The sequence below is a fragment of the Nocardia sp. NBC_01503 genome, assembly GCF_036327755.1.
Lineage (GTDB): Bacteria > Actinomycetota > Actinomycetes > Mycobacteriales > Mycobacteriaceae > Nocardia.
Genome location: NZ_CP109596.1, coordinates 550,825 through 576,527 on the forward strand (window position 1 = coordinate 550,825; position 25,703 = coordinate 576,527).

The 25,703-nt window shown below is 66.8% G+C and carries 26 protein-coding genes; 12 read left to right on the top strand and 14 right to left on the bottom strand.

Annotated features, from left to right (window positions below; translation table 11 throughout):
- Window positions 1-3 precede the first annotated feature (3 nt).
- Window positions 4-1,392 carry a xylulokinase gene (xylB, locus tag OHB26_RS02465; RefSeq protein WP_330182608.1) on the top strand — a complete coding sequence of 463 codons (1,389 nt, stop codon included), beginning with the start codon at window positions 4-6 and terminating at the stop codon, window positions 1,390-1,392.
- 75 nt (window positions 1,393-1,467) lie between these two features.
- Here the strand turns inward: xylB and OHB26_RS02470 are convergent, their stop codons facing one another.
- The 4 genes from OHB26_RS02470 to OHB26_RS02485 form a co-directional block, all read right to left on the bottom strand.
- The gene (locus OHB26_RS02470; protein WP_330182609.1) at window positions 1,468-1,638 is read right to left on the bottom strand and encodes a hypothetical protein; all 171 of its coding nucleotides are present in this window, start codon (window positions 1,636-1,638) and stop codon (window positions 1,468-1,470) included.
- A gap of 109 nt (window positions 1,639-1,747) precedes the next feature.
- On the bottom strand, window positions 1,748-3,250 hold the full coding sequence (locus tag OHB26_RS02475; RefSeq protein ID WP_330182610.1) for an FGGY-family carbohydrate kinase: 1,503 nt from the start codon (window positions 3,248-3,250) through the stop codon (window positions 1,748-1,750).
- Window positions 3,251-3,252: 2 nt separating this feature from the next.
- Window positions 3,253-3,615 carry a hypothetical protein gene (locus OHB26_RS02480; protein ID WP_330182611.1) on the bottom strand — a complete coding sequence of 121 codons (363 nt, stop codon included), beginning with the start codon at window positions 3,613-3,615 and terminating at the stop codon, window positions 3,253-3,255.
- A 426-nt stretch (window positions 3,616-4,041) separates the two neighbouring features.
- Window positions 4,042-5,181 (bottom strand): DUF6236 family protein, encoded by a 1,140-nt coding sequence (locus OHB26_RS02485; RefSeq protein ID WP_330182612.1) that lies wholly within the window; start codon window positions 5,179-5,181, stop codon window positions 4,042-4,044.
- 163 nt (window positions 5,182-5,344) lie between these two features.
- Between OHB26_RS02485 and OHB26_RS02490 the strand changes: the two genes are divergently transcribed.
- Entirely contained in the window at window positions 5,345-6,436 is a 1,092-nt protein-coding gene (locus OHB26_RS02490) for a winged helix DNA-binding domain-containing protein (RefSeq protein ID WP_330182613.1), read from the top strand.
- 9 nt (window positions 6,437-6,445) lie between these two features.
- Window positions 6,446-6,850 carry a hypothetical protein gene (locus OHB26_RS02495; RefSeq protein WP_330182614.1) on the top strand — a complete coding sequence of 135 codons (405 nt, stop codon included), beginning with the start codon at window positions 6,446-6,448 and terminating at the stop codon, window positions 6,848-6,850.
- 55 nt (window positions 6,851-6,905) lie between these two features.
- Here OHB26_RS02495 and OHB26_RS02500 read toward each other — a convergent pair whose 3' ends face one another.
- The gene (locus OHB26_RS02500) at window positions 6,906-7,679 is read right to left on the bottom strand and encodes a tyrosine-protein phosphatase (protein ID WP_330182615.1); all 774 of its coding nucleotides are present in this window, start codon (window positions 7,677-7,679) and stop codon (window positions 6,906-6,908) included.
- On the bottom strand, window positions 7,669-9,831 hold the full coding sequence (locus OHB26_RS02505; RefSeq protein WP_330182616.1) for a pyruvate, phosphate dikinase: 2,163 nt from the start codon (window positions 9,829-9,831) through the stop codon (window positions 7,669-7,671). The genes OHB26_RS02500 and OHB26_RS02505 overlap by 11 nt, the downstream gene beginning before the upstream one ends.
- A 703-nt stretch (window positions 9,832-10,534) precedes the next feature.
- On the opposite strand from OHB26_RS02505, the gene OHB26_RS02510 reads away from it, so the two are divergent.
- Window positions 10,535-12,157: a FadD3 family acyl-CoA ligase gene (locus OHB26_RS02510; protein ID WP_330182617.1), complete on the top strand. Its 1,623-nt coding sequence runs from the start codon at window positions 10,535-10,537 to the stop codon at window positions 12,155-12,157.
- Between the two features lie 65 nt (window positions 12,158-12,222).
- Here OHB26_RS02510 and OHB26_RS02515 read toward each other — a convergent pair whose 3' ends face one another.
- Genes OHB26_RS02515 through OHB26_RS02530 form a run of 4 tightly spaced genes read right to left on the bottom strand, consistent with a single transcriptional unit; the run spans window position 12,223 to window position 16,311 of the window.
- The gene (locus OHB26_RS02515) at window positions 12,223-13,038 is read right to left on the bottom strand and encodes an SDR family NAD(P)-dependent oxidoreductase (protein WP_330182618.1); all 816 of its coding nucleotides are present in this window, start codon (window positions 13,036-13,038) and stop codon (window positions 12,223-12,225) included.
- Window positions 13,039-13,049: 11 nt separating this feature from the next.
- Window positions 13,050-13,781 (bottom strand): glucose 1-dehydrogenase, encoded by a 732-nt coding sequence (locus tag OHB26_RS02520; RefSeq protein ID WP_330182619.1) that lies wholly within the window; start codon window positions 13,779-13,781, stop codon window positions 13,050-13,052.
- 9 nt (window positions 13,782-13,790) lie between these two features.
- Window positions 13,791-15,542, bottom strand: coding sequence for a 3-oxosteroid 1-dehydrogenase (gene kstD / locus OHB26_RS02525; protein ID WP_330182620.1), 1,752 nt, complete (start codon window positions 15,540-15,542; stop codon window positions 13,791-13,793).
- A 13-nt stretch (window positions 15,543-15,555) separates the two neighbouring features.
- Window positions 15,556-16,311, bottom strand: a complete 756-nt coding sequence (locus OHB26_RS02530) for a glucose 1-dehydrogenase (protein WP_330182621.1) — start codon at window positions 16,309-16,311, stop codon at window positions 15,556-15,558.
- Window positions 16,312-16,486: 175 nt separating this feature from the next.
- Between OHB26_RS02530 and OHB26_RS02535 the strand changes: the two genes are divergently transcribed.
- The 5 genes from OHB26_RS02535 to OHB26_RS02555 all read left to right on the top strand — a co-directional run bounded on the left by OHB26_RS02535 (window position 16,487) and on the right by OHB26_RS02555 (window position 20,545).
- A complete protein-coding gene (locus tag OHB26_RS02535) occupies window positions 16,487-17,614 on the top strand; it encodes an LLM class flavin-dependent oxidoreductase (protein WP_330182622.1) in 1,128 nt (375 codons plus the stop codon).
- A 20-nt stretch (window positions 17,615-17,634) separates the two neighbouring features.
- Window positions 17,635-18,387, top strand: a complete 753-nt coding sequence (locus OHB26_RS02540; protein WP_330182623.1) for a glucose 1-dehydrogenase — start codon at window positions 17,635-17,637, stop codon at window positions 18,385-18,387.
- 117 nt (window positions 18,388-18,504) lie between these two features.
- Window positions 18,505-19,467: an alpha/beta hydrolase gene (locus OHB26_RS02545; protein WP_330182624.1), complete on the top strand. Its 963-nt coding sequence runs from the start codon at window positions 18,505-18,507 to the stop codon at window positions 19,465-19,467.
- 33 nt (window positions 19,468-19,500) lie between these two features.
- Window positions 19,501-19,962: an MBL fold metallo-hydrolase gene (locus OHB26_RS02550; RefSeq protein WP_330182625.1), complete on the top strand. Its 462-nt coding sequence runs from the start codon at window positions 19,501-19,503 to the stop codon at window positions 19,960-19,962.
- A 103-nt stretch (window positions 19,963-20,065) separates the two neighbouring features.
- Complete coding sequence (locus OHB26_RS02555; RefSeq protein WP_330182626.1) at window positions 20,066-20,545, top strand: hypothetical protein; 480 nt, start codon at window positions 20,066-20,068, stop codon at window positions 20,543-20,545.
- Window positions 20,546-20,548: 3 nt separating this feature from the next.
- Here the strand turns inward: OHB26_RS02555 and OHB26_RS02560 are convergent, their stop codons facing one another.
- The 3 genes from OHB26_RS02560 to OHB26_RS02570 form a co-directional block, all read right to left on the bottom strand.
- Window positions 20,549-21,769 (bottom strand): RtcB family protein, encoded by a 1,221-nt coding sequence (locus OHB26_RS02560; protein ID WP_330182627.1) that lies wholly within the window; start codon window positions 21,767-21,769, stop codon window positions 20,549-20,551.
- Window positions 21,770-21,860: 91 nt separating this feature from the next.
- Window positions 21,861-23,081 carry a glutamate ABC transporter substrate-binding protein gene (locus OHB26_RS02565; RefSeq protein WP_330182628.1) on the bottom strand — a complete coding sequence of 407 codons (1,221 nt, stop codon included), beginning with the start codon at window positions 23,079-23,081 and terminating at the stop codon, window positions 21,861-21,863.
- Window positions 23,082-23,229: 148 nt separating this feature from the next.
- Window positions 23,230-23,781, bottom strand: a complete 552-nt coding sequence (locus OHB26_RS02570; RefSeq protein WP_330182629.1) for a TetR/AcrR family transcriptional regulator — start codon at window positions 23,779-23,781, stop codon at window positions 23,230-23,232.
- A 92-nt stretch (window positions 23,782-23,873) separates the two neighbouring features.
- Here OHB26_RS02570 and OHB26_RS02575 point away from each other — a divergent pair, with 92 nt between their 5' ends.
- From OHB26_RS02575 to OHB26_RS02585, 3 genes are all read left to right on the top strand, one after another.
- Complete coding sequence (locus tag OHB26_RS02575; protein WP_330182630.1) at window positions 23,874-24,308, top strand: nuclear transport factor 2 family protein; 435 nt, start codon at window positions 23,874-23,876, stop codon at window positions 24,306-24,308.
- 81 nt (window positions 24,309-24,389) lie between these two features.
- Window positions 24,390-24,872 (top strand): MarR family winged helix-turn-helix transcriptional regulator, encoded by a 483-nt coding sequence (locus OHB26_RS02580; RefSeq protein ID WP_330182631.1) that lies wholly within the window; start codon window positions 24,390-24,392, stop codon window positions 24,870-24,872.
- Window positions 24,869-25,237: a DUF5313 family protein gene (locus OHB26_RS02585; RefSeq protein WP_330182632.1), complete on the top strand. Its 369-nt coding sequence runs from the start codon at window positions 24,869-24,871 to the stop codon at window positions 25,235-25,237. The genes OHB26_RS02580 and OHB26_RS02585 overlap by 4 nt, the downstream gene beginning before the upstream one ends.
- A 47-nt stretch (window positions 25,238-25,284) precedes the next feature.
- Here the strand turns inward: OHB26_RS02585 and OHB26_RS02590 are convergent, their stop codons facing one another.
- Window positions 25,285-25,701: a DUF4189 domain-containing protein gene (locus OHB26_RS02590; RefSeq protein WP_330182633.1), complete on the bottom strand. Its 417-nt coding sequence runs from the start codon at window positions 25,699-25,701 to the stop codon at window positions 25,285-25,287.
- Window positions 25,702-25,703 lie beyond the last annotated feature (2 nt).

Consider the following 25,703-nt stretch of genomic DNA (forward strand, 5'->3'; position numbering starts at 1 on the left):
CCAATGACGGTCGTTGCCGGAGTGGACTCTTCGACGCAATCCTGCAAACTTGTGGTGTGCGACGCCGACACCGGAACGGTGTTGCGGCAGAGACAGATCGCGCATCCCGAGGGCACCGAGGTGGCGCCCGCGCTGTGGTGGGACGCACTACGCGCGGCCTGCGATCGCATGATGCGTGACGTGGAGGCGATCGCGGTCGCCGGGCAGCAGCATGGACTGGTGGCGCTGGACGGTAACGGGATGCCGGTGCGGGATGCGCTGCTGTGGAACGACACTCGCTCGGCGGAGGCGGCCGAGCAGCTGGTCGCCGAGCTGGGCGGGCCGCAGGCGTGGGCGGATGCGGTGGGCAGTGTGCCGCTGGCCGCGCATACCGTGGCCAAGCTGCGCTGGTTCGCCGACCATGAGCCGGAGTTGGCCGATCGCACTGCGCGGGTACTGCTTCCGCACGACTATCTGACCTGGCAGTTGCGCGGCGGGGACCCAGACTCGGAGCCGACCACCGATCGCGGGGAGGCGTCCGGGACCGGATACTGGTCGCCCGCCACCGGGCATTATCGGCCCGATCTGCTCACCATGGCGCTGCGCGGGCGAAGTCCGGGGCTCCCAACGGTTCTCGAACCCGCCGGGGTGGCCGGGCATACCCCGGGCGGCCGGGTGATCGCCGCCGGCACCGGTGACAATGCCGCGGCCGCACTGGGATTGGGTATCGAGGACGGTGATGTGGTGGTGTCCCTGGGCACCAGCGGAACCATCTTCACCCGCTCACCCTCCCCCAGCGCCGATCCCTCCGGCGCGGTGAACGGTTTCGCCGATGCCACCGGAGCCTTCCTGCCCCTGGTCTGCACGCTGAACGCGGCCCGGGTCCTGGAGGCCACCGCGGTCCTGCTCGGCACCGATCTCTCCGGCCTGGAAGTGCTTGCCGCCCAATCCCCCGCGGGCGCGGACGGCCTCACCCTGCTCCCCTACCTCGCCGGTGAACGCACACCCAACCTGCCGAACGCCACCGGCAGTCTGCACGGTCTGCGCGCCGCGACCATGCGCCCGCACCATCTGGCCCGCGCCGCCATCGAGGGCATGCTCTGCAATATCGCCGAAGCCTTCGACCACCTGCCCACCACACCCCGGCGCATTCTGCTCATCGGCGGAGCCTCCCGCTCCCGCCTGATAGCCCACGCCGCGGCCACCATCTTCGGCCGCACGGTGACGGTCCCCAACCCCAGCGAATACGTCGCCCTGGGTGCGGCCCGCCAAGCCGCCTGGGCCCTGCGCGGCGGCCCGCGCCCACCGCGCTGGCCGATTCCCCAGGCCACCGAATTCCATACCGCCACGCCCGCGACGGGCGCGGCGATCCGTGCCCGCTATGCCCAGATCCGCGACAGCTACTACAACTGAGCGCGGAAGCCCCGCGCGGTCGCGGCGACCCCTCCCGTCATCCCGGCATGTCTTTGGCCGGGCTCCACACCCGCGTTAGCTGAACACCACCGGTTCGTCGGAGAGGTATTCATCCCAGGTGCGCTGGCGCTCCAGATAGGTGCGCAGTGCGTCCCGGGTGATCTCCTGTTTCGACCGTCCCTCCAGTACCGCCTGCGCGTGCAGCGCAGCCTCTTCGTGCTCGCTGAGCCGCAACGTCCATGCCACGGCGCAAGTTGTACCACCTCGCCGCCGCCGTGTCCTCCGATCGACCACGCCGATCTGGTCATGTGATCAACGGGACTTCGGGGCGGAGCGAACTCGCGTTTCGCCGCCCTCAGCTCCCGCCGGTCCGCTTCGGGTGGGTGTGGGCGGCGCGGTGTTGTTCGGCCGCGAGGAAGTGGGTTGTGGCGCGGGTGGATTCGTAGAGGGTGCGGTAGTGGCGGTAGTAGGGGGCGTAGTGAGCGGTGGCGGCGGGGTCCGGTTCGATGGTCGCGGTGATCGGATTCCACGCGGAGGTGTCCAGGCCGATCGATTCGGCGGCCAGCAGGGCATCGCCGAGGGCCGCGCCCACCGTATCCGCGGGGAGTTGCTGTGCGAGACCGGTGATATCGGAGACGATGCGGGTCCACAGGCCGCCCTTGGTGCCGCCGCCGACGGCTACCAGGCGGGTCGGGGTGCCGCCCGCGGCGGCCATGGCCTCGAGATTGTGCCGGACCCCGTAACCGATGCCCTCCAGGACCGCGCGATAGATGTCGGCGCGGTCATGGGTGAGGGTGAGTCCGGCGATGATGCCGCGGGCGTCCGGATCGAAGAGCGGAGTGCGTTCGCCCGCGAAATAGGGCAGGACCAACAGGCCGCGACTGCCGGGCGGCACATCGGCGGCCTCGTCGACCATATCGTCGAAATCGCCGCCGGTGAGGGTGCGCAGCCAATCGGTGACCGCGCCGGAGGTCGCCATGCCCGCGGCGGATGTGTATGTGCCGGGCCAGGTTCCACAGGTGGTCCACAGTCCCGGATGCGGGCGCGGTTCGGTGAGCACCTGGGTGAGGAACAGGGTGGTGCCGTACATGATCATGACGTCACCGGGCGCGCGGACGCCCACACCGGCGGCCTCGGCCCAGGCGTCGATAGTGCCGGTGGTGACCGGCAGCCCCACCGGAAGTCCGGTCGCCGCGGCGGCTTCCGGGGTGACCCGTCCGACGGTCTCCGTGGGCCAGGCCAATTCGGGCAGTGGTAGGCCAGGGGCGACCGAATCGGCCCAGTCGGTGGCCCAATCGCACGCCATGAGGTCGTACATGGGTACGCACTGACTGGCCGATTGATGGTCCAGCACATAGCGCCCGGTGAGCCGATGCACCAGAAATGAGCTGGCCATCAACAGCATTCGGGTCTGCTTCCAAACCTGCGGTTCATGTCGGGCGAGCCAGCGCAGTTTGGGTCCGACGGCCTGGCTGGTGAGCGGGGAACCGCAGCGCTCCAGCACCGTGTCGGCACCCAATTCCGCTGTCAGCTCCTCGATTTCGATGCCCGCGCGGGTGTCCACGCCGTAGAGGATGGCGGGCCGCAACGGCCGTCCGTCCCGATCGGCGGGCAGCAGGCACGGACCGATACCGCTCACCGCTATGGCGTCTATGGGCTCACCGGCGGTGGCGGCCACCAGGTCCCGGGTGATGGCGAGGAAGTCCGCCCACCACACCGTCTCCGCGTCATGCTCCACCCAGCCGGGCCGGGGTGTCGAAACACGGTGCGGGCGTTCGGCTCTCAGCGACACCATGCCATCGTGGTCGACCAGTACACCCTTGGATCCGGAGGTTCCGATATCGATGCCGAGCAGCATGATCAGGCCGCCCTGCTGAACTCGTGCACAGTCACGCCGAGCAGCTCACAGGCCGCATGCACGGCGGGGCTGTGATCACCCGGAATCGCGTGAATGTGGTTGGCTCCGAAGCGGGGCCGGAAATCGCCCGGTATCAACTGCATTCGGTTATCGCCGTCCTTGCGGGTCAGGTGCGCCAGGGCCGGCTGCCCAGGTGCGGCGAGGTGATGTACGGAGGCGGCACCGGCGGGGACGAAGAACATCGCGGGGTACAGGTGCACGCGGGCGAGGTGCTGAGCCTCCTCCACCGTACGAATGAATCCGACGATTCCCCCGTGCGCATGGTCACGACCATCGGAGATGCTGATAACGCCGATCCTGGCCATTGCCTTGCCTCCCCACAGTGGGTGGACTCTCGACTCCCCTTCAGAATCTCAGCTCGCCGGGGCTCGCATGCCCGAATCCGGAAGATCGACTGCGGACGGGAAGGACAAGGGGGCCAGCCGGACTCCCCGCTGCCCCCAACCCGCCCGGGAGATCCGATACTGTCTCCCATCGCGGATGACCTCGGCCGCATGCGCCGCGACCCGGCCCGCGAGGGGTCCGCGGGTTCGCGACGGGTGATTCCGAACATGTGCCCATACGCCCCGGGCGTCTCGAATCACGGTGTGGTCGTTGACGTACCAGCGACCGGCAGCGCGCTCCGGTTCGAAGATGCGCCGGAACCGGCCCGCCGTGACCCGCCGACTCATGCTCCGCGTGTGCGCGCCGGCGCGGCACCCGGCGGGATTCGGCAACGCGCCCTGCTCGATTCAGCGGCGTTTGAACAGGGATCTGCTGGCGAGGCGCTGGTCCACGGCCAGCAGGTAGGCCACCGGTGATTGTTCGCGCAGTAGCCGCCGCGCCTTGATGCGCCCGGCCACGTACGGGGCGACGGTAAGGGTCACCCCCGCGGCGGCCACCACCGGCTGTCCGGCCGTCGCCGCCAGACCGCCGATTATGGTGCCCGAGACCAGATCCACCTTCAGGCCGAGCATGCCGGTGCTCGATTCGACTCCGAAGGCGCGCATGGCGCGGCGCAGCTCGTCCAGCTGCGGTTGGGTGGTGGAGCGGTAGACGCTGTGCAGATGCGCGTGTGCCGCAATGGGATTCTCGATGGCGGCGAGGGCGGCCAGCTCCTCCGAGAGCGAGCCGACGTGTTTTCGGAAGGCCGCCAGCTCACCGGTACAGCGTTCGCGGAAGTCGATCAGTTTGCGCACCGGGACATCGGCGATATTCGTGGGCCGGACGACGGCCTCCACCGCGAGGTGGATATAGGCATGGTCGAGATCGCCGATGGCGGGTCGCGCCGCGCCCTTCTCCAGTAGCAGTTCGTACAACCTGTCGAGGGTGCCTACCGCGCTGTACGCGTCCAGGTCGTCGGTGACCGGGGAGAGCAGCGCGTTCGCCGCCACCGCATCCGCGAGCGCGGTCATGTAGACCCGAGCGAGGAACGGATGCAGCCCGACATGGGTGACACCGTCCTCGTCCCGGACCACGGCCAGCTCCGCGTTGACCAGCGCGAGCAGCAGCGATTGCGTCATCTTGCGCCCGGCCCCACCGGCGTACACCCACACCAGACCCGGATACCTGGCGCGCAGGCCGGTCGCCGCCGGAGTCGGCGATGCCGCCTCGACGGCCGCGCGCACGGAGAACCGGCCGCGCAGCCGCGCGCCACCGAGTTCGACGATCTGCCCGAACAGCTCTCCGACGGTGTCGAGATCCTGCTCGCTCGGCTCCAGGTCGAAGAGGAAATCCGTTTCCGCGCGCAACTGCCGGGCCAGGTCGGAGTCGGTGTCCATGGTCAGTCGAGGCCGAATCCGCCCCACCTGATCCCAGGTCAGCATGGCCAGCTTCAGCCACTCCTCGCTTCGGAAACGCATCCAGGGGTAGTACAGCGCAATCGTCGACACCGCCCCAGCATGACAGCTCCGATACCGCCCCGGTTCCAGATTCTTTACGACTCCCCTTGCGCGCCAGTGCATTCGAATTCGCAGATGCACAGTCGAAATGCGGCCGCAAAGCCCGCGCCGAGATAGGACATTCCCTGTCCTAGTTACCTTCGACACCGGGTTCATGAAGGAGCTCTCCCTGCGCCAGCTGAACCGGACCCTGCTCGCGCGCCAAATGCTCACCGAGCGCGTATCCATGCCCGCGGCAGACCTCATCCGCCACCTGATCGCGGTCCAGGGCCAAGAGGCCAACTGGCCCTTCATCGGCCTGTGGACCCGCCTCACCGATTTCGAACCAGCGGAGCTGAATTCACTCCTGCATGATCGGACCGTGGTGCGCGGCACCATGATTCGCCGCACCGTCCACCTCGCGCACGCCGAGGACTACCGCTGGCTGTATCCGACGGTCCGCCCGACGGTCGAACAGTCCCTGCGACTCGCCTACTACCGCGAAGCCTGCGAACACCTCGATCACACCGAATTCGCCACCGCCGGAAGGCGACTCCTCACCGGCCGCACCCTGACCCGCACCGAAATCGGCCGCACCCTGGCCGAACGGTTCCCCACCCCGCACCCGGATCGCCTGTCCGCGATCCTGGGCCAGATCACCCCCCTGGTACACCACGCCGAGGCGGGTACCTGGGGCGCCTGGCGCAACCGCCGGGTCTCGGTATCGCTCGCCGAGGAATGGATCGGCGCGCCCCTGGCCGAACGCCCCGACCCCGAGCAGCTGATCCTGCGCTACCTCGCCGCCTTCGGCCCCGCCACCGTCGCGGACATCCAATCCTGGTCCGGGGTAACCAAACTGGCGGAGGTGGTAGCTCGCCTACGCCCCCAACTCCGAGTCCTGCGAGACGACACCGGCCGCGAACTCTTCGATATCCCGGACGCCCCGCTAGCCGACCCGAACCTCCCGGTCCCGGTCCGCTTCCTCCCCGCCTTCGACAACGCACTCCTGGCCCACAAGGACCGCCGCCGCGCCATCACCGACGAAGACCGCTCCCGCATAACCAAAATCGCCTCGGGCGGCGTCCCCATGTACCTGGTCGACGGCTTCGTCCACGGCCGCTGGGACCTGCGCGGCGAAACCCTCCGCATCACTCCGTGGCACCCCATGACAAGCACCGACGAGGCCGCGGTCCGCGCCGCCGCCGAGGAACTCCTACCGATGGTGCTACCGAACACCACCGGCGGCGTCGCCATCACCCCCGCATAGACACCGCTCATGCCGAGTTCGCTGCGGGCACCACGAGGACTCGCACTGACGGCGTCCGGTGTCCATCAGCACAATGGCGCACAGCATCAGTACCTGCCGTGGAGCGCCGTCGCTACGGTCCAACCGACTCTGCGCGATCCCACCGGGAGTGGCGACGCCCGTAATCGGCGACGCGTACCCATGGTGCTGCTTCGTCCCGACCAGGGAATGGAGGTCGCGGTACTCGGCCGCTACGGACGCTACCGCCAACGCGCATTCCTCGACGTGATCTCCGTTCAGCCCGCCGTCTATCCGATCGACGGCGGACTGCTCTACTACACCCTCCGGTTCTATTGGCAGCACCCGGAATTGCGGGACGAACTGTCGTCGGGGTCGGCGATCGAACGCATGCGCCGGGGCGAAGTCCGCGGTTAGACGCCGACACTAATGCGATGGTCGGTACCGTCCTGACAGCAGTCTGCGCCAGGAGTCAGGCTACGAGGGCCTCCCGCAGCGCTTCGAGTTCGGATTCCGACAGGCCGTTGGCGAGCAGCCATTCGGCCGCGCCGCCGTGGTCGGCGTGGAGGTTCTCCAGGAAGCCGAGCATGACCTGCGCGGTGATGGCCAGGATGCCGGTGTTCGCTTGCGGGAGGCCCGCGTAGGACGGGAGGGCGTCGAGGCGGTCGCGGACTCGTTGCATGCGGTCGTTGGTCAGGACGTAGTCGTGGGCGATCACGTCGGCGGGGACGCCTACCGCGTCGAGCAGGACCGCGGCCAGGACGCCGGTGCGGTCTTTGCCCGCGGCGCAGTGGAATAGGACCGAGCGGCGGTCGGGGTTGATGATGAGGCGGACGGCTTCGACTATGTGGTCGCCACTGCCCGCGAGTAGCAGGCCGTAGAGCTCGGTGAGGTCCACGCGGGTCTTGTCCGGAACGAGATCCCTTGCGGCCAGCGAGGACTGGGGAGACTTGCGAATCGGCAGATTCGCGATGTGGACGCCCGCGTCCGCGAAAAGGCCGTAGCCTTCACGCTCCACCTCGTCGGGCAGGCGCAGGTCGATGACCGTGCGCAGGCCGAGAGGCTCCAGCAGTCGGGTGCGGTCCTCGCAGGTGGCCTGTTGCAGGGTGCTCGAGCGGAAGACCACGCCGAAACGGGTGGTGCCACCGCCGGTTACGGGCAAGCCGCCCAGATCGCGCACATTGTCGATCTCGGCGAAGTCGATCCAGCGGTCGGCGGCCAGGGCGGCCGCGGGATCAGTGGGCACGACCGGCCGCTGCCTCTTCGGCGCGGGTGAGACCGCACAGGCCGATCAGGTCTTCGTGCAGTTCGAACCACACGGTGTGGTAGCTGTCCATGATGGGACGGGCCACGTAGGTGTGATCGCCCTCGGCGATGCGCTCGATGGCGCGGTCGAGGCGGGCGGCGTAGCCGGTCAGGCGCGGGGCCAGGCCGCCCAGTCGCCGCACCAGGGGGCGCAGGGCGCGGTGGGTGTCGGCCAAGCGGTTGAGAACGGCCGCGTCGTAATCGGCATCGGCGTGGTCGTTGACCGTGGCCGGATCCTTCATCTGCCAATCGGTGATGATCACCTTGAGATCGGCGTTGTAGACACAGAATTCGTCATAGGCGGCGGTCAGCGCGGCCGCGTCGACGGTGCCGCGCTCCGCGGTGAGCAGCTGCTCCAGACGGGGGCGGCCCTCCGGGGTGAGGCGGAAGCCCGCGGGGGTGCTGGCGCAGAGTCCGGCATCCACGAGACCCGCACAGTGCGAGGCGATTTCGGCCGCATCGGCGAACAGGCTGAGCGCCAGATTGTCGGCGTTCACGCGGCCCTTGATGCCGACCAGGCGCAGCAGCGCCAGTTCGGTGACGGGGGTGTGCACGGAAACCACTTCCTGCTCGGCGCTTTCCGGGGTGGTGGCACGCTCTTCGAGGCGGTCGGCCAGGTGCGCGCCGTCGACCCCGGCCCACTGGGCCAGTTGGGCGACATCGTCGAGAATGATCCGCTCGACCGGTTTGGCGACGATCTCACCGGCGAGCACCAGACCCGCACCGCCGTCGACGGTGACGGTGCGGCCGACCAGCGCGTCCACCACGCCGGGGCCGCAGCCGACCACGCAGGGGCGGCCGAGTTCCCGGCTCACCAGCGCGGCATGCGAAGTGGTGCCGCCCAATTCGGTGACAATGGCGCGCGCGGCGATCATGCCGTGCAGATCGTCCGGACTGGTGGTGGGGCGCACCAGGATGACATCCTCACCCGCCTCCGAACGGGCCTCGGCCTCATCGGGATCGGTGACGACCACACCGGAAGCCAGTCCGGGACAGGCGGATTCACCACGGGCGAGCCGCTCGTGACCGGCGGCTTCACCCGATGCGGGGCGCAGCACCTCACGCACCTGATCGGCGGTGACGCGATCGAGCGCCTCAGCGGCGGAGATCAGCCCCTCGGCGACCATGGCGACGGCGGTGCGCACCGCGGCCCGCGCCGAACGCTTGGCGGCCCGCGACTGCAGCATCCACAGCGTCCCGGACTCCACCGTGAACTCGATATCCTGCAGGTCACGGCCGTCGCGCTCGAGCAGTTGGGTGGCGGCGATCAGGCGCTCATGCACCTGCGGCTGGGAGGCGGCGAGCTCATCGAGGGGGCGCGGGGTGAGGCGGCCGGAGACCACATCCTCACCCTGTCCACCGACCAGCCATTCACCGTAGACGGGTCCGTCACCGGTATTGGGGTTGCGGCTGAACAGCACACCGGTACCGGAGCGCTCGTCGAGATTGCCGAACACCATGGCCTGCACGGTGACCGCGGTGCCCAGGGTGTCGGGAACACCGCGATTGCGGCGATAGGTCTTGGCGCGCGCGGAATCCCAGGAGCGGAAGACCGCTTCGATGGCGCCGCGCAGCTGATCCCACGGATCGACCGGCACCGAGCCGTTCGCGTCGCCGAGTACGGTCTCGCGGTACTGGTGCACGAAACGCTGGCGAGTGTCGTTGGCGTACACCGGATTCGAGGTCTCGTCCGCGAGCGCCCGCTGCACCTCGTCGGTCATGCCGAGATTCAGAACGGTATCCATCATGCCGGGCATGGAGATCGCCGCGCCCGAACGCACCGACACCAGCAGCGGCTTATCGGCCGAGCCGAACCGCCGCCCGGTGCCACGCTCGATCATGGCGACCCCGGCGCGCACCTGCTCCCAGATCTCGGCCGCGATCGCACCGCGCCGCGTGTAATCCGCCCAGCCCGCGGTGGTGATCACGAACGCGGGCGGCACCGGCAGCCCGAGGGCCCGCATGTGATTGATGCTCCACGCCTTGCCGCCGATCCGCTGCCGCGACAGCTCGCACGCACCGTCGAGTTCGACGACGGTCACGGCGTCGGCCGCCACATCGGGTCGCTGCGCAAGCTCCGCTCCGGCGGTCATGTCACTCCTTCGATGTTCTGAATTCATCAGCACTCCAGCGCTCGCCACTTCACCGCGGCCCGCCGGGCCCATGCCGCACACAGACGCGGCGGCCTTCTCTGCCATCGAGCGTGCCGCGTGACCCCCCTCACCCCCAACTGCCATCCCGATCAGCGGAACCCCGCGGCAAGCGAATCCCGGCCGAACCCATGCCGGGATGACAGAAGAACTCAACCCGAAGCACGCCCGGATCACGGGGACCTCCACCGAAGCACGCCCGCACCACCGGGACCTCCACCGAAGCACGCCCGCACCACCGGGACCTCCACCGAAGCACGCCCGCACCACCGGGACCTCCACCGAAGCACGCCCGCACCACCGGGACCTCCACCGAAGCACGCCCGCACCACCGGGACCTCCACCGAAGCACGCCCGCACCACCGGGACCTCCACCGAAGCACGCCCGCACCACCGGGACCTCCACCGAAGCACGCCCGCACCACGGGGGCCTCCACCCGACATGACAGGGCAGCAACATCCACCCCAAGGTCGCGGCCCGGCTCGGTTCTGGAGCGACTGACCGGAGGAGTGAAGAACCGAGCCTCCAGGGGCCGCGACCCGCCCGTAGCGAAGCGGAGGGCAAATTAGACACAGCCCGCCCGGTCAGCGGGATGGCACTCGAAAAACGGGCAACCAGGGCGGGGTCGTACGGCAGGATGGGCGCATGGATCGGCGGCATGCGGCGTCCATCGGTGGCGGTTCCGCGACCGCACCGGTATCGACAATTCCGGCCCTGGTGGCCGATCGTGCGCGGCGGTATCCCGATGCGGTCGCCATTGCCGGGCCGATGGGGCGGCTGACCTTCGCCGAGTTGGCCGATGCGGCGGGTACGGTGACTCGGGCCGCCATCGCGTCGGGGATCGAGGCCGGGGATCGGGTGGGGATCTGGGCGCCGAACAGCACTCGATGGATTGTGACGGCGCTGGGCATGCTCGGCGCGGGGGCGACGCTGGTGCCGATCAGTACGCGACTGCGCGGGGCCGAGGCGGCCGAGGTGCTCACCCGCAGCGGGGCCAAGGCGGTCTGTACGGTGCAGGAGTTCCTGGGCCGGGACTATCCGGCAATGCTGGCGGAGTCCGGCTATCCGCTGCCGTCGCTGGAACACCTTATCCTGCTGGATGATTCGCGCGGTGAGGCCGCCGAACGCTGGGATATCAGTTCCTGGGCAGGGTTTCTCGCACCCGAGACGGTGGTGCCGCCGGAGGCGGTCGCCGAACGGGCGGCGCAGATCGATCCGGAATCCGTCTCGGACATTCTGTTCACCTCCGGCACCACGGGCGTCCCGAAGGGCGTACTCGCCACGCACCAGCAGACTTTGGCGGTGTTCGCGCGCTGGGCCGATGCGGTGGCGCTGCGCCCGCGTGACCGGTATCTGCTGGTGAATCCGTTCTCGCACACCTTCGGATACAAAGCGGGCATCGTCGCCTGCCTGCTACGCACCGCGACCATGATCCCGGTCGAGCGATTCGACGCCGATGCCGCGCTTCGCCTGATCGAGAGCGAGCGGATCACCGTATTGGCCGGTCCCCCAACACTCTTCACCGATCTGCTGAACGCCGATCACAGCGACTATCTGCTGGGTTCACTCCGGCTGGCGGGCACCGGAGGTTCGACCATCCCCGCCGAGCTGGTGGAGCGGATTCGCACCGATCTCGGTGTGCCCTCCGTCTTCACGGCCTACGGTCTCACCGAGTCGATAGGCGTCGTCACGGTCTGCCCGCCCGATGCCCCCGCCGAACTTCTCTCCGTTACGGTCGGAAAAGCACTGCCCGACACCGAAATCCGCATTGTCGATCGGGACGGTTCGGATGCGCCGGTGGGCGAGCCCGGTGAGATCGTCGTCAAAGGCCCCAATGTGATGCTCGGCTATCTGGACGATCCGGAGGCCACCGCCGCCGTCATCGACGCCGCCGGCTATCTGCACACCGGCGACGTCGGTACCCTGGACGAGAACGGTTACCTACGCATCACCGACCGACTCAAGGACATGTTCATTGTCGGCGGATTCAACGCCTACCCCGCCGAGATCGAGCGAGTTCTCCTGCAACACCCGGCAATTCGGGATGTCGCCATTATCGGGGTACCCGATGACCGACTCGGTGAAGTCGGACGCGCGGTCATCGTTCCCGAGAACGCCGCCGACGCGGATGCCGACGCGATAATCGAGTGGTCGAAGGCGAAGCTCGCCGGTTACAAGGTGCCGCGCGAAGTCGTGTTCACCGAGAGTCTGCCCCGCAACGCGGGCGGCAAGGTGAACAAGGGGCGGCTGCGGACCATAACCCGATAGCCCCGCACCGGGTGAGGGTGCGAGGCGTCGGGAATCCGGTCGCGGATCGCGGTCGTGAACCGGGTTCAGATCTCCTTGCGCATCTGCGCGGTCAGCGGCTTCATGTAAGCCGAGCCGAGCAGACGGCGCATCCAGTTCATGGCCTTGGCGTCGGTGCCGATCAGGATGAGTGGTTTGTTCTTCTTCATACCGTTGGCGATGATCTGGGCGCACTGCTCCGGGGTGGTCTTGGCCAGGCCGTCGAAGTTCTGCGCCAGCGCGTCCCGGTCGCGATTGGCCGAAGCCCTTGCCTTCCAAGCGATTTCGGTTTTGATCATGCCCGGGTGTACGGATGAGACGCCGACCTTGTGGCCCGCGATGATCATCTCCTGACGCAGGGCGTCGGTGAAGGCGTGCATGGCGTACTTCGAAGAGCTGTAACCACTCTGACTCGGGCAGGCCACGAGCCCGAACATGGAGGACACATTGGCGATATGCCCGTCACCGGAGGCGATGACATGCGGCAGGAATGCCTTGGTGCCGTTCGCGGTACCCCAGAAGTTGATATTGAAGATCCACTCGAAGTCTTCCCAGCTGACGTCTTCGACATTGGCGGTCAGCGAGACTCCGGCATTGTTGACCACGATATTGACCTTGCCGAAGTCGGCGACGACCGCATCGGCGTGCGCGTAGACGGCGGCGCGATCGGTCACGTCCAGCTTGTAGGCGCGGGCCTTGGCGCCGGCCTTCTCACACAGCGCCGCGGTCTCGGCGACGCTCTCCAGATTGCGGCCCGACAGCGCCAGCTGCGCGCCACCCCGCGCCAGCTCCAGGGCGAGTGCGCGGCCGATACCCGCACCGGCACCGGTGATTACGGCGACTTTGCCGTGGAAGTCCTTCATAGCTGTTCCTTTTACTGAGTGGTGAAGCCGCCGTCGGCAATGAATTCCGACCCGGTGCTGTAGGAGGACTCGTCGGAGATGAGGAACAGGACCAGATTGGCCAGTTCCTCGGGGGTGCCCGGCCGCGCGATCGGCTGCTTGGACGCAATCGATTGCGAGCGTTCGGAAGTCGCGACCATCTCGGTCGCGACAATGCCCGGGTGGACCGAATTGACGCGCACATTGTCGGGCGCGAATTCCTGTGCGGCGGTCTTGGACATACCGCGCACCGCCCATTTGGAGGCCACATATCCGATGATGTTCGAGTAGCCGATGATGCCGCCGGTCGAGGAGATATTCACGATCGATCCGACCCCGGCCTTGCGCATGGAGCCGATCACGGCCTTCATACCCAGGAACACGCCGAGCTGATTGACGTCGATGACCTTGCGGTAGTCGGCTTCGGACAGCTTCTCGATCGGGTCGACGTGCACGATACCCGCGTTGTTGACCAGGCCGGAGACCGGACCGAACGTCGATTCCGCCTGTGTGACAACATCATTCCAGGCCGATTCATCGGTGACATCCAGCGGCAGGAACAGCGCCGAGTCGCCGAGTTCGGCGGCGAGAGCCGCGCCCTCGGCGGTCAGCACATCGGTGATGACCACGGTCGCGCCCTCGGCGACCAGCTTGCGCGCGAAGGCCGCGCCCATACCGCGCGCACCACCGGTGACGATGACGTTCTTGGTGCTTACCCGTCCCATCTCGTCCTCCTAGTTCTGCGCCACGGCGGTCGAGGCCGCATTGCGCTGCGCCGCACCACCTCGCGCGGTCTTCTTGACGGGAGCCGGAACCGCCTCGACGGGCTCGGCATCGGCCATGTGATTGGCGGCGATATAGCCGAACACCATGGCGGGGCCGATGGTCGCGCCCGCGCCGGCGTAGTCATTACCCATGACGGCGGCCGAATTATTGCCCGCCGCATACAGACCCGCGATCACGGAGCCGTTCTCGTCGAGCACCCGCGAGTGCTCATCGGTGACCAGACCACCCTTGGTGCCCAGGTCACCCGGCACCATCTCGACCGCGTAGAACGGACCTCGGGTCAGCGGGGCCAGGGTCGGATTGGGCTTCACCGTCGGATCGCCGTAGTAGCGGTCGTAGGCGGAGTCGCCGCGCAGGAAGTCCTCATCGCGTCCGGCCTCGGCGAAACCGTTGAAGCGCCGCACGGTCGCGGCCAGCTTCTCCGCCGGAATATCCAGCTTGCGCGCCAACTCTTCCAGGGTGTCGGCCTGCTTGATGATGCCCTTGTCGAAGTACGCCTGGGGCAGTGGACGTTTGGGGAAGTTGCCGAGGAACAGGTACCGGTCGCGGAAGTTCTGATCGAAGATGAAGTGCGCCGGAATGCTGCCGGTGCCGTTCGCCTCGTCCTCGTACATCTTGTGCACGACATTCACATACGGCGCGGATTCGTTGACGAAGCGCTCACCATTGTTGTTGACCATGATGGCGCCGGGCTGTGAACGCTCGGCCAGGCAGAAGAACGGCGGACGGCCCTCGGGGCTGCGCACCGACGGACCCCACCAGGCGTCATCCATGAGATCGACTGCCGCGCCGATGTTCTGGCCCGCGACAATGCCCTCGCCGACATTCTCGATCGCGCCGACGGTCCATTCGGTGGACTGCGGACCGGAGATGTACTTCTTGCGCATCTCGAGGTTGTGCTCGAAGCCGCCCGCGGCGAGTACGACGCCGCGCTTGGCCTTGATGACCACGGGGCGGCCCTCATGTTCGGCGCGCACGCCGACCACCACACCGTTCTCCGTAATCAGTTCGGTGAGCGGCGTATTCAGCCACACCGGCACCCCGGCATCGCGCAGCGACAACCACAGCCGAGCGGCCAGGGCCTTGCCCAGGCTCAGCGGCAGCGCGCCCTTGGCCAGGGCCAGCGCGGTGCGCGCGCCGACCTTCATGGCGGTCTTCTTGCCGGTCCAGGTGCGGGCGATCATATTCAGGTCGTGGAAGTCACTGACCGTGATGGCGATGCCCTTGGGCGCGGACATGGTCGGCTGATTGATCTTGTGCAGATCACCGCCGAGCAGTCGGCCGTCGATGACGGCGGGCTCGATACTGCGGCCCTGTGCCAGACCGCCCGGGAACTCCGGATGGTAGTCGGAATAGCCACGGTCGTATACGAATTCCCAATGCTTGGAGCGAGCGCCGATGTAGGAGAACATCTCCGGGCCGTGATCCAGGAAAGCCTGCTGCTTGGCCTCGGGAACCCGTTCGCCGACAACGGCTTTCAGGTAGGTCTTGGCCATGGTCGGGCTGTCCGGCACACCCGCGGCCTGCAGCACCGGGTTATTGGGCACCCACACACCGCCGCCGGAGCGCGCGGTGGAGCCGCCGAACAACCGGCTCTTCTCGATGAGGGTTACCGACAGTCCGCGATAGGCGGCGGTCAGGGCGGCGGTCATACCGGCCGCGCCGGAGCCGACGACGACGACGTCGAATTCGAATTCCATTGCGTATCAGTCCTTAGTAGCCGCAGCTGGTGAGCATGCCGCCGTCGACGACGAATTCGCCGCCGGTGCAATAGCTCGAGGCATCGGAGGCCAGGAAGAGTGCCACCTCGGACACCTCGACCGGCTGACCCCAGCGCGGAATGGGCAGATCGGAGAAGAAACTATTGCCGTCCAACCCGGTGGCACCGGCCACGGAGGCGGTCATCGGGGTGGCGATACCGCCGGGATGAATGGAGTTCACCCGGATACCCGAATGCCCCAGCTCCCGAGCGGCCGACTTGGTGAGCCCGCGCAGCGCGAACTTGCTCGCGCTGTAGGCGGACAGTCCGGCAGCGCCGACGAAACCCTCTACCGAGGACACGTTGACGATGGAGCCCGCGCCGGTCTCGATCATGGCGGGCGCGGCGCTCTTGATACCCAGGAACGCGCCCGTCACATTGATGCCCTGCATCAGGTTCCACTCGTCCAGACTCATTTCGAGCAACTTCCTGAAACGAAGAATGCCCGCGTTGTTGACCAGCACATCGAGGCGGCCGAAACGGGTTACCGTCTCGGAAACCGCTGCCTGCCAATCGCTTTCGCTGGTGACATCATGGTGCACGTAGTGGACCGCGTCGCCGATCTCGGCGGCCAGCGCCTTACCGTCGTCGTCGAGCACATCACCGAACACGACCCGCGCGCCCGCGGCCACGAAGCGGCGCACATGCTCGGCACCCATACCGCGCGCACCACCCGTAACCAGGGCGACCTTCCCGTCCAGCTGTCCCACCGGTGAACCGTCCTTCCTCAGCGTTTGAACCGACGCTAAGACCGGGGCGCAAGGGCGGCACGGTGTGGTCCCGGCCACTGAGACAACCGAATGACCTGAAGGTTTGAGTCCTGAACTATTCCGGTTAGGCATAGCGGCCGCACCGGCCTGACTCGAGGCGGCAAGGAGTACCCGGATGAAGTTCTCGATGATCTTCGAAGCACAGATGACGGACCCCACCGCCGCGCATGAGGCGCAGGTATTGCGCGACAGCGTCGAGCAGGCCGTGCTCGCCGATCAGGTCGGATTCGACACCGTCTGGGCGGTCGAGCATCACGGGCTCAAGTGGTACGCGCATATGAGCGCGCCGGAGATCTTCCTGACCTGGGTGGCGGCGCGGACCGAGCGGATTCGCATCGGGCACGGCGTGGTGTGTATGCCGTTCAACTTCAACCATCCGGTGCGGGCGGCCGAGCGCGCCGCCATGCTCGATGTGCTGTCGGGCGGACGGGTGAACCTGGGCGCGGGGCGCGGAGCCACCGCCGTGGAGACCTCCATGTGCGGTGTCGATCCCGCGCGCACCTATCAGGAGGTGGAGGAATCACTCCGGATGATCGCCGCCGCCTGGCAGCATCCGGAGAACGAATTCTCCTATCACGGTGAGCTTTTGGATATCGAGCCGCATCATCTGCTGCCGCGGCCGGTGCAGCGCCCGCATCCGCCGCTGTTCATGGCGTGCACGAAGAAGGACACGCTGAAGCTGGCGGCCGACTACGGAATCGGCGCACTGGTACTCGGCTTCGCCGGTATCGAGGAGATCGCCGAACTGCGGCGCATCTACGACACCGCCCTTGCCGAGCGCACCGGGGAACGCTTCGTCTCCACCGTGGTCAATGATCACTTCGCGGCGCTGTGCCCGACCATCGTGCTCGATGATCGCGAGCGCGCCCGGCAGATCGGGGCGCGCGGGCAGCGGTTCTTCGCACAGGCGATCAAGCACTACTACGGTGCGGGTCCGGTGCCCGACGAGGCGGTCGAACCGGGCGTCGATCAAATGGCCAAGATGCGCGAGGCCGCCGAGGAACACGTCGCCTACCTGCATGAAGCCAAGATTCCGGTGAAGTCCGGATCCACCGCCATCTTCAATACCGAGCACGCCTACGGCAATGCCGAGGATGCCGTCGCGTATGTGGAGCGACTGCGGGACGCCGGTGCCGACGAAATCCTGTGCCTGATCCAGATGGGCACGGTGCCGCAGGACGCCTGTATGGAGACCATCCGTCAGTGGGGCGAGCACGTCATTCCCCACTTCCGCAACAAGTAGATCGAGTAGAAGGAATCGAAATGGCTGATCTCACAGGCAAAGTCGCCCTGATCACCGGCGCCGCGCGCGGCCAGGGCGCGGCCGAGGCCCGACTGTTCGTCGAGCGCGGCGCGCGGGTGCTCATCACCGACGTACTCGAGACCGAGGGTAAGGAGCTCGCCGAATCCCTCGGCGACGCAGCGGGTTTCGTCAAGCACGATGTCTCGGACACCGACAGCTGGGATGCCGCCGTCGCGGTGGCCCTCTCGACCTTCGGCAAGCTCGACGTCCTGGTCAACAATGCCGCGATCTACACCATGAAGCCGCTCATGGAGACCGAATCCGCTGAGCTGGAACGGATTCTGAAAGTGAACCTGATCGGCGCGTTCAACGGCATCAAGGCCGTGGTTCCGGCCATGCAGGCCGTCGGCGGCGGCTCCATCGTCAATATCTCCTCGCAGTCCGGGCTGGAGGGTCTGATGAACCATGCCGCCTACGGCTCCTCCAAATGGGGTCTGCGCGGGCTCAGCAAGGTCGCCGCGCTGGAGCTGGGTCTGTCCCAGATCCGGGTCAACTCGGTGTATCCCGGCCCGATCGCCACCCCGATGGTGCCCTATCTGACCACCGGTCCGGGCAGCTTCCCGAACCTGCCGCTGGAGCGCAGCGGATTGCCCGAGGAGGTCGCCGAACTGGTGGCATTCCTGGCCTCGGATGCGGCGGGATACATCACCGGCGCCGAGGTCGCCATCGACGGCGGTCTGGCCGCGGGCAAGTTCATTCCGCGCGGCATGTAGTCCATCCGCGCGGAGCTGTCTTCGAACGCTCCGCGCGGATCGGTGCGCCGCCCGCGCCTGCGAGGCGGGCGGCGCGCCACTCCACTCGCAAATCGTTGTCCAGCTGAGGAGTTCGCGATGCCACTGTCGCCCGAATGGCAAGTCTTCGTCGACGCGGCGACCGCCGCCTTCCCCGAACTGGGCACCGAGGTGGTCGATGCCGCCGAGGCGCGCGCTTTCCTGGCCGCGCGCCCCGCACCGCCCGCCGTGGAACCCGTTCCCGTTGCGGCGGTGGAGGATTGGCTGGTACCCGGGCCCGCCGACGCACCCGAGGTGCCGGTTCGGATCTACCGTCCGCTGGACGCGGAGAACGTCCCCGGTGTGGTCGTCTTCTATCACGGCGGCGGCTTCGTACTCTGCGATCTCGACAGCCACGACAAGTTCTGCCGCGTCATGGCGAATGCGGCCGGGGCGCTGGTGATTTCGGTGGACTACCGCCGCGCGCCGGATGCCCGCTTCCCCGCCGCCGCCGCGGACGCCTATGCCGTACTGCGATGGGTCGCCGACAATGCCGAGGCCCTCGGCGGCGATCCCGCCCGCATCGCGGTCGCCGGTGACAGCGCGGGCGGTAATCTCGCGACCGTCGCCGCCCTGCAGGCCCGCGACAACGGCGGACCGGATCTGGTGTTCCAGCTGCTGATGTACCCCATGCTCGACCCGGCTTGCGATACCGCCTCCTATACCGAGAATGCCGCGGGCTACTTCACCACCGCACCCCAATTGCGCTGGTACTGGGAGCAATACCTGAACTCCCCCACCGCAGCCGACGACCCGTACGCCAATCCGATGCTCGCCGATCTCACCGGTCTCCCACCCGCCCATATCGCCACCGCCGAATTCGATCCACTGCGCGATGAGGGTGAGATCTACGGGAAGCTGCTGCGCGAGGCGGGCGTCCGCACCGAAATCCGGCGCTGGGCCGGGACCATCCACGGCTTCATGTCCATGGCCTGGCAGCTGCCGGAAACCCAGCGCGCCAACGCGACCGCCTTCGCGGCACTGCGACAGGCACTGGCCCGGACTGCCTCCCAGGCCCGCTGATCCCGCTATCGAGCCGCCGCGAGGTGCGCCAATATGACCGAGTTGGCACCCTGGCAGCGCACCCACCTGGGCCCGGTGCAGGTGACCGCCGCACCCGCGAAACACGGTGTCCCCGAAGTGACTTTCGTACTGCGCGCCGACGGCGACACCGTCTATTTCGGGGCCGACACCCTGCGCATCCGCGAGCTCGACGAGGTCGCGCGCCGCTTCCCCGAGATCGATCTGGCGCTGCTGCCCATCAATGGTCTGAGCATTCGGCCGCTGCTGAATCATCGGGTCGTCATGGACGCCGCCGAGGCCGCCGATCTCACCCGCGCACTGCGTCCGCGTCTGGCGGTTCCCATTCACTACGCCTTCACCAGTGGCCCGCTCGGCGATCGCGTCATGACCAAATCCGTGCGCAATCGCCCGGATCTGTATCGCGATGCCGCGGCCGATCTCGCGCCGGAAACCACGGTGCACGTACTGGATCCGGGCATTTCGCTCACGGTCTGATCGCTCTCGGTTGCGGTGCGGTCAAGATCGCGCGGAAACCTCCGGGGCGGCGGACAATGGGGTACCGGGAGCGCGCGGTCTGCCGGTGAGCAGGGAGACGGTGATGCCGGAGAAGTTTCCGTCACCCGCGGGGTGGACTCCGCCGGGGGCGCAGTTTCGAAGCAGTGGAGGGTTTTCGCGAACCATCGCCGGTGCGCTCATCGGTCTCATAGTGACGCCGATCGGTATCGGCTTCGCGGCGCGCGGGGCCGCCGGAACCCGGCAGTGGGTGATCCTCGGCGATCTCACCGACCGCCTGGGCGCCACCCTGCAGATCCTGGTGGCGGCGGTGCTGTTCCTGCTGGTGGCGGCGCTGGCCGCCTATTCAGCGGCGGGAACCATTGTGGCAGGGCTGGTTTGGGGCGTACTGCCGGGAATCATCTACCTGATCTTCCCCGACGACACCTTCCGCCTGATCGGCGACCTCCCGGTCTCCGACGATATGCATATCGCCCTGTTCCAATGGCTGCAAACCGGATTCCCACTGATAGTCGGCATTCTGCTCATCGGCGCCGGAGGAGCCGCAACCCTCCGACGCCGATAGCGGTCATCCCTTGACGCACAACACCTGTCGCAGCGTATGCACCACATCCACCAGATTCCCCTGCGCCGCGATCACCTGATCGATGTCCTTGTACGCGGCCGGAATCTCATCGACGACCCCCGCATCCTTGCGCGACTCCACCCCCTCGGTCTGCCGAATGAGGTCGGCAACCGTGAACTGCCGCTTGGCCGCGTTCCGGCTCATCCGCCGTCCCGCCCCATGCGATGCCGAGTAGAACGAGTCCGGATTCCCCTTGCCCCGAACCACATACGATCGAGTACCCATCGACCCCGGAATCAATGCCAGATCACCCGTCCCGGCCCGAACCGCACCCTTACGAGTAACCAGCATCTTCATCCCATCGATAATCTCCTCTGCCACATAGTTGTGGTGGCACGAGATCGGCTGATCGAAAGACACCTCACGCTCGGAGAATTCATCCCGCACCGCCTTGCAGACCAGTGCCAGCATGACGGCACGATTCCGCGCCGCATACTCCTGCGCCCAGGTCAGATCGCGCCGATACGCATCCATTTCCGGTGTCCCGGAAACAAATACGGCGAGATCCCGATCCGGCAGATCCTGGTTATGCGGCAGGGCTCGCGCAACAGCCATATGCCGCTCCGCCAATTCCTTACCGATATTCCGGCTTCCGGAATGCAGCAGAACCCACACCTGCCCGTCTGAATCCAGACATACCTCGCAGAAGTGATTCCCTCCGCCCAGCGTCCCCATCTGCTTGTGCGCCTTGGATTCCCGCGACCGAACGGCCGGATCCAACGCATCGAAGGACTTCCAGAAGCGGTCCCACCCCGAACGCAGGGTATTACTCGCGCGGTGTCCGGAGACCTCGGCATTGAGCCGATTCACATTCACCGGATCCTGATGTGCGGCAAAGCCGACCGGAACCGCCGCCTCGATCCGCGAGCGCAGCGCATGCAGATTGTCGGGCAGATCGGAAGCCTTCAGCGAAGTACGCACGGCCTCCATCCCGCAGCCGATGTCGACCCCGACCGCGGCGGGCGAAACGGCCTCCCGCATAGCGATGACGGAGCCGACCGTGGCCCCCTTGCCGAGGTGCACATCCGGCATGACCCGTACCCCGTATACCCACTCCAGCGCGGCGATATTGCGCAGCTGCTGCAGGGCGGCGGGCTCGACCTCGTACTCATGGGCCCACATGAGGGTCTGCGCTCGGGTACCGCGCAGCTCGACGGGAAACATTGGACATTCCTTCCTTCGGATTGCCCTTCACCGTAGGTGGCGGTCCGGCCGAGCGCATCGCATTTTCCGCGTGCCGGGCCGCCCGTAAACCTCAGGGTTCGACGAAATCAGCTGTCAGGGAACAGAGTTTCCAGGCGCCGGCGCGGCGGACCATGGTGCCGGTGTAGTCGATGTCCTTGAAGTAGTGGCTGTATTTCTCGGGGACGTTGGTGAAGGATTCGCGGAGGATGAAGGTCGCGGAGTCGGGGTCGTTTTGGGTTATGCCGGTGACATTGTTGGTGAAACCGGCGGATTTGACCTCGGTGCCGATATCCCGGTCGTACTGCGGGGTGTATTGCAGGACGATTTCGTCTATGGCGTCGGCGTTCTCGGGGCAGACCAGGGAGCGGAAGCCTTCCCAATCGCGAGCGTTGGAGGTGGCGGCGACAGCGCGGGCGGTGCTGACCAATTCGGGGTCGAGGGTGGTGGGGTCGCCGGGGGCGACAGCTTTGTCGGGTGCGTTGAATACGGTGGGTGGCGAAAGTGGTTGGTAGCCATCGGCGACGAGATGGACCTGCATGGCGCGACGCCAGCTGCCGTCGTCGACCATCATGCGAATCGCATCGGTAATTCGGGACTGTAGGTCGAGATCGCCTTTTCTGATGCCGACGCCATAGCGTTCACGGGTGAAGCGATGTCCGACCAATCGCAGCACACCGGGATGTTCCCGAGCGAATCCGGCGAGAATGACATCATCGGTGGTGACGGCGTCCACGGTGCCGGATATCAGGTCGGCGACGCATTGCGCGTAGGTGTCGCGGGTACCGAGTTTTACCGTGCGAGCGAAACTTCGGCGAATCTTCTCCGCGGAGGTGGAGCCCTCGGCGGTGCAGACGGTGCGGCCATTGAGGTCTTCGGGTCGTTCGATGGCTCTCTCGCCCTCCCGGACCAATAGGTCCTGCCCGGCCATCAAATACGGCCCGGCGAAGGAGACCAGCTGCCGGCGGCCGGCGGTTATCGAGTACGAGGCGACGACGAAATCGACCGCACCACTGGTCAAGAGGTTTTCGCGCTGTTCGGAGCGGGCCTCGCGCCAGGTGATGTGCTCGGGACCGACACCGAGCTTCCCGGCGATATAGACGGCGGTATCCACATCGAAGCCCTGCGGTTTACCGCCCGCGGTCCGGGTGGAGAGTCCGGGTTGATCGAATTTGATGCCGATGGTCATACCGCGCGGCGGGAGTTGGAGCTCCTGAACAGCGGGCGCCTGTTGTGCGCAGGCGGCGAGAACGAGACCGGTCGCAATCGCACCGGTGCGGAACACACGCTTCATCGGGTCCGAATCTCCTGTCAGTCCGAAGAGTGGCAACCATTCAGCACAAAGTGCATCCAAGCATCCGGACAAGCGAAAACCACGGAAAGCCGAATAAGTCCGTCAGCGATTCGCCCAATTCAACGACAGCACAGCCGTTGACCGCGTTTCAAATGCGCAGACCATCCAGGATCACGGCAAAGGTGCGTTCACGTCGCGCCGAATCCATACCGTCCATATGGACGGCGATGAAGAAACCCTTCAGGATCGACAGGAGATCGTCGATCCCGATATCCGGACGAACCGCACCGGCCCGCTGTGCGCGGGAGAGCAATTCGCCGATCGCGGCCTGCAACTCTCGGGTCGGGCCCTCGTAGGTATGCGCGCCCTGGGGTCCGAGCGCATCGGCGAGATCACGCTTGACCCCACCGCCGGAATCCATCTGCCTCAGGAAGGCGAAGAAGGCCGCGCCCGGATCCGCGCCGGCCAGTCCCTCCCGTGCGCGCCCGGTCATCCGATCGACCCGATCCACGATCGCCGCCGCGAAAAGCGCTTCCTTGGTGGGGAAGTGGCGATACACGGTGCCCGCGCCGACCCCGGCTCGCCGCGCGATCTCGTCCAGGGGTACCGAAATACCCTCCGCCGCAAAGGCTTCCTGCGCGGCGGCGAGCACCCGTTCGCGATTGCGGCGGGCGTCGGCGCGGAGCGGGCGTTCGGTCATCTCCCGCAGCCTACCCATTGACAAGCGGGGCGAGCGCCCCGAATACTAACCGGGTCGCACGTTCCGTTTAATTCCGACACCGTGGAGACCTCATGACCACTACCGCAGAAACCCCTCGCGAACTGGTTGAACGACTCTTTCGAGTACTGCCCGAACGCGACGCCGAAGCCTTCGTCGCCCTCTTCGCCCCCGAGGCCGTCTTCGAGATCCCCTTCGTCATCCCCGGCTTCCCGAGCCGATTCCAGGGCCGCGAGGAGATCCGCGCACATCTGGAGCGCTGGTGGTCGCCACAGCGACTCTCCGGTGTCGTGATCCACGGCATCCACCCGACCGTCTACCAGACCTCCGATCCCGAAACCCTTTGGGTGGAGAACGATGTCGACCTGACCCGGCCCGGTGCGGAGCGGGCCCGAGTGCGCACCTCGGTCAATGTGGTCCGGGTTCACGACGGTCAGGTCACGCTCTTCCGCGACTACATGGATACGAACCGGGTCGTCGCCATGGTCCAACAGATGAACCAGGTGTGATCCGAACAACCCACTCGATCGCGTGCCAATAGTTAGTGCGTTAAGTATTATTGCCCTAACGGTATCGACCGAGGAGGGTTCGTGGAGGACGTCGAGGATCCGCTGCGCTTGGACCGGCAGGTCTGCTTCGCGCTGGCGGTCGCCAATCGCGCGGTGCTGGCCGTCTACCGGCCGCTACTCGAACCGATGGGGCTCACCCATCCGCAGTATCTGGTGATGCTGGCGCTGTGGGGTGAGGCTCCGATGTCGGTCAAGGATATCGGCGAGGCCATCCAACTCGATTCCCCGACGCTGTCACCGCTGCTCAAGCGACTCGAAGCCGCCGGGCTCATCACCAGGCGGCGGGACAGCCACGATGAGCGCAATCTGGTCGTCGATCTCACCGCGGCCGGGCGCGAACTGCGCAACGAGGCGGAGCGGATTCCGCCCGCGGTGGTCGAGCGACTCGGTGTGAGCCTGGCCGATCTGGAGGATCTGCGCGCGGTGCTCACCCGCGTGAACGATGCGGCCCGGCGGTCGGTGCTGTCCGGCACGACGGAGACGGCGAAGGGAACCCGGAGATGAAGCACCCCAACCCCATCCAGTGGGTCGGCTACTCCTGCGGCATGCGGCTGCCGGACTCGCTCGAGGAGTGGGTCCGCAATGATCTGACCGGAAAGTTCGCGGTACCACGACATCTGGTGCGCGGGCTGTTCCCGCTGCTGCCGATCTTCGCGGCCTTCCTGCTCTTCCCCGGCGAACTATGGCTGCGCGGGGCGATGATTCTGCTGGCCGTACTGCTGGCGGGCTTCTACATCATCGCGTACATGCCGATGAATCGAGCACATCGCCTCGAAAAGCATGGACTCCCAGCCGATCTGGAGAATCCCACCAGGGCTTCACAGCGTGCCGCCGAACGGGCGGCCTACCAGGCCCGCTACGGGCGGTAGCCGAAACCGGCGGCGGTCGAAGGTAATTCGACCGCCGCTGTCCACATCTACTGAATGTTGCCGGTACAGGTCGAGGCCACGACCTTGGCGGCCTGCGGACTGGCACTGCCCAAGTCGGGGAAGGGCGGATTGCTCTGGCCGAGTCCGGCGACCGCCGCGGCCTCGGCCTCCTCGCGGGAACCCGCTGCGGCCCAACCGAATGTGCCATCCGCTCCCCGGGCGAGCGCACCGCAACCGTCGGTGAAGCGGAAGACGATATCGCAGTCATAGTTGGCGCAGTCGCGAATAGCGGCGGCATCGGCGGTGACCTTGCTATTGCCGGCGGTGACGACACCGGAGTTCTTGAGCTTGGAGACCGCGATGGTGCCGTAGGACTGGGCGGCGGCATTCGCGCTTCCGGCGGCGACCGCGGCGCAGGACATGGTCACGGCCGCGGCAATGGCGGTGATACGAGCAACCGACAAGA

Coding starts and splice junctions, on each gene's coding strand:
- OHB26_RS02565 (WP_330182628.1), bottom strand. CDS start 23,081: ATGAAGCGTGTGTTCCGCACCGGTGCGATTGCGACCGGTCTCGTTCTC.
- xylB (WP_330182608.1), top strand. CDS start 4: ATGACGGTCGTTGCCGGAGTGGACTCTTCGACGCAATCCTGCAAACTT.
- OHB26_RS02550 (WP_330182625.1), top strand. CDS start 19,501: ATGACCGAGTTGGCACCCTGGCAGCGCACCCACCTGGGCCCGGTGCAG.
- OHB26_RS02570 (WP_330182629.1), bottom strand. CDS start 23,781: ATGACCGAACGCCCGCTCCGCGCCGACGCCCGCCGCAATCGCGAACGG.
- OHB26_RS02575 (WP_330182630.1), top strand. CDS start 23,874: ATGACCACTACCGCAGAAACCCCTCGCGAACTGGTTGAACGACTCTTT.
- OHB26_RS02495 (WP_330182614.1), top strand. CDS start 6,446: ATGCCGAGTTCGCTGCGGGCACCACGAGGACTCGCACTGACGGCGTCC.
- OHB26_RS02585 (WP_330182632.1), top strand. CDS start 24,869: ATGAAGCACCCCAACCCCATCCAGTGGGTCGGCTACTCCTGCGGCATG.
- OHB26_RS02560 (WP_330182627.1), bottom strand. CDS start 21,769: ATGTTTCCCGTCGAGCTGCGCGGTACCCGAGCGCAGACCCTCATGTGG.
- OHB26_RS02545 (WP_330182624.1), top strand. CDS start 18,505: ATGCCACTGTCGCCCGAATGGCAAGTCTTCGTCGACGCGGCGACCGCC.
- OHB26_RS02510 (WP_330182617.1), top strand. CDS start 10,535: ATGGATCGGCGGCATGCGGCGTCCATCGGTGGCGGTTCCGCGACCGCA.
- OHB26_RS02555 (WP_330182626.1), top strand. CDS start 20,066: ATGCCGGAGAAGTTTCCGTCACCCGCGGGGTGGACTCCGCCGGGGGCG.
- OHB26_RS02520 (WP_330182619.1), bottom strand. CDS start 13,781: ATGGGACGGGTAAGCACCAAGAACGTCATCGTCACCGGTGGTGCGCGC.
- OHB26_RS02480 (WP_330182611.1), bottom strand. CDS start 3,615: ATGGCCAGGATCGGCGTTATCAGCATCTCCGATGGTCGTGACCATGCG.
- OHB26_RS02505 (WP_330182616.1), bottom strand. CDS start 9,831: ATGACCGCCGGAGCGGAGCTTGCGCAGCGACCCGATGTGGCGGCCGAC.
- OHB26_RS02540 (WP_330182623.1), top strand. CDS start 17,635: ATGGCTGATCTCACAGGCAAAGTCGCCCTGATCACCGGCGCCGCGCGC.
- OHB26_RS02490 (WP_330182613.1), top strand. CDS start 5,345: ATGAAGGAGCTCTCCCTGCGCCAGCTGAACCGGACCCTGCTCGCGCGC.
- OHB26_RS02535 (WP_330182622.1), top strand. CDS start 16,487: ATGAAGTTCTCGATGATCTTCGAAGCACAGATGACGGACCCCACCGCC.
- OHB26_RS02475 (WP_330182610.1), bottom strand. CDS start 3,250: ATGCTGCTCGGCATCGATATCGGAACCTCCGGATCCAAGGGTGTACTG.
- kstD (WP_330182620.1), bottom strand. CDS start 15,542: ATGGAATTCGAATTCGACGTCGTCGTCGTCGGCTCCGGCGCGGCCGGT.
- OHB26_RS02515 (WP_330182618.1), bottom strand. CDS start 13,038: ATGAAGGACTTCCACGGCAAAGTCGCCGTAATCACCGGTGCCGGTGCG.